The sequence below is a fragment of the Paenibacillus sp. A3 genome, assembly GCF_001399685.1.
GTDB lineage: Bacteria > Bacillota > Bacilli > Paenibacillales > NBRC-103111 > Paenibacillus_G.
On the sequence record NZ_JTHN01000364.1, the window covers coordinates 1 to 2,270 of the forward strand.

Sequence of the window (2,270 nt, forward strand, 5' to 3'; positions counted from 1 at the left end):
CTTGTCAGCGCCCGATGCTTGTCGCTGCGGATATGCTTGAGGTCCAGCAGGACGAGATCCGTCACGTCCATCAGTTCCCCTGCATGCTCCGGCTCGCAAAAGCCCGACGAGTCCAGCGCGGTATGCAAATTCCATCGTTTCTTCGCTTCCCGAAACAGCGCGGCCACAAAGGGAGCCTGAAGCGTAGGTTCGCCGCCGGTCACGGTCAATCCGCCGTTCGAGCTGCGGTAATATGGAAGAAACGGCTCGATCTCGTCCAGCACGGACGCGACCTCTACCACACGGCCTGTGGCCGTCTCCCAAGTGTCGGGATTATGGCAGAACCCGCACTGCAGGGCGCAGCCCTGCATGAAGAGCACGAAGCGGATGCCCGGCCCGTCTACCGTGCCGAACGTATCGAGCGAATGGATGCGTCCTTTCATCCGATCGATCCGTGGAACGTCCGGTTGATGACGTCAAGCTGCTGCTCCCGGGTCAGCTTGATGAAGTTGACGGCATAGCCCGATACACGGATCGTCAGCTGCGGATATTCCTCCGGATGCTCCATGGCATCGAGCAGCTGCTCGCGGTTGAACACGTTCACGTTCAAGTGGTGACCGCCGCTAGTCGCGTATCCGTCCAGCATCGCGACGAGATTTTGCGATCTCACGTCGGTCTCCCGGCCGAGCGCCTTCGGCACGATAGAGAACGTGTTCGAGATGCCGTCGAGGCAGTGCTCGTAAGGCAGCTTGGCTACCGATGCCAGCGAAGCGAGCGCGCCTTTGCGGTCGCGGCCGTGCATCGGGTTCGCACCAGGAGCGAACGGCTCGCCGGCTTTGCGGCCGTCCGGCGTGCTGCCGGTTTTCTTGCCGTAGACGACGTTCGATGTGATCGTCAGCACGGACATCGTAGGCAGAGCGCCACGGTATGTTTTATGCTTGCGCAGCTTGTTCATGAAGGACTCGGCCAGCTCTACGGCCATCCGGTCGACCCGTTCGTCGTTGTTGCCGTACTGCGGATACTCGCCGGTAATCTCGAAATCGACGGCGATGCCTTTCTCGTTGCGGATCGGCTTCACCTTGGCGTAACGGATGGCGCTCAAGCTGTCCGCCACGACGGACAAGCCCGCGATGCCGCAAGCCATCGTCCGCAAAATCTCCCGGTCGTGCAGCGCCATCTCCAGCCGCTCGTAGCAGTACTTGTCGTGCATATAATGAATGACGTTGAGTGTGTTCATGTAAAGCTTCGCGAGCCAATCCAACATTTTGTCGTATTTGCTCATGACTTCGTCGTACGAGAGCTCATCCGAGGTAATCGGCACTGTCTCCGGCCCGACTTGAATGCCGAGCTTCTCGTCGACGCCTCCGTTGATCGCATACAGCAGCGCTTTGGCAAGGTTCGCCCGCGCCCCGAAGAACTGCATTTGCTTGCCGATCCGCATCGCGGATACGCAGCAGGCGATCCCGTAGTCGTCGCCGTACTCCATCCGCATCAAATCGTCGTTCTCGTATTGAATCGAGCTCGTCTCGATCGACACTTTGGCGCAATATTGCTTAAAGGCATCCGGCAGATTGGCCGACCACAGTACGGTCAAGTTCGGCTCAGGCGCCGGGCCGAGGTTGTAGAGCGTGTGCAGGAAGCGGAAGGAGTTCTTCGTTACCCGCGTCACGCCGTTCATCCCCATGCCGCCGACGGATTCCGTCACCCAAGTCGGGTCGCCGCTGAACAGCTCGTTGTAGTCCGGCGTGCGCAAAAATTTCACGATCCGCAGCTTCATGACGAACTGGTCGATCAGCTCCTGCGCTTCTTCCTCCGTCAGCGTGCCGTTCTGCAAATCCCGTTCGATGTAGATGTCAAGGAAGCTGGAGACGCGGCCCAAGCTCATCGCGGCGCCGTTCTGTTCCTTAATCGCGCCTAGGTAAGCAAAGTACAGCCACTGTACCGCTTCCTGCGCATTCGTGGCCGGGACCGAGATGTCGTAGCCGTACGATTGCGCCATCCGCTTCAGTTCGTCCAAGCTGCGGATTTGTTCCGATAGCTCTTCTCTGGCGCGGATGATGTCTTCCGTGATCGCATCGGTTTCCAGCTGAAGCAGATCGTTCTTCTTGTCTGCGATCAGCCGGTCCGTACCGTAAAGCGCTACGCGGCGGTAGTCGCCGATGATACGGCCGCGGCCGTAGGCGTCCGGCAGCCCGGTGATAATCCCGGCCTTCCTTGCGGTCTTCATGTCAGTCGTATAAGCGTCGAATACGCCTTGGTTATGTGTTTTCCGGATGTCGGTGAACAGCTCC

Annotated in this window: 2 protein-coding genes; both read right to left on the reverse strand. The window is 59.2% G+C overall.

The window, feature by feature from the left end; translation table 11 throughout:
- Window positions 1-422, reverse strand: a 422-nt coding sequence (locus QJ48_RS34625; RefSeq protein WP_157261870.1) for a 4Fe-4S cluster-binding domain-containing protein, incomplete at its 3' end; no start/stop codon positions are given.
- Window positions 419-2,270 (reverse strand): formate C-acetyltransferase (gene pflB / locus QJ48_RS34630; protein ID WP_054977791.1); only part of this gene is annotated, 1,852 nt, incomplete at its 5' end. The genes QJ48_RS34625 and pflB, both read right to left, overlap by 4 nt.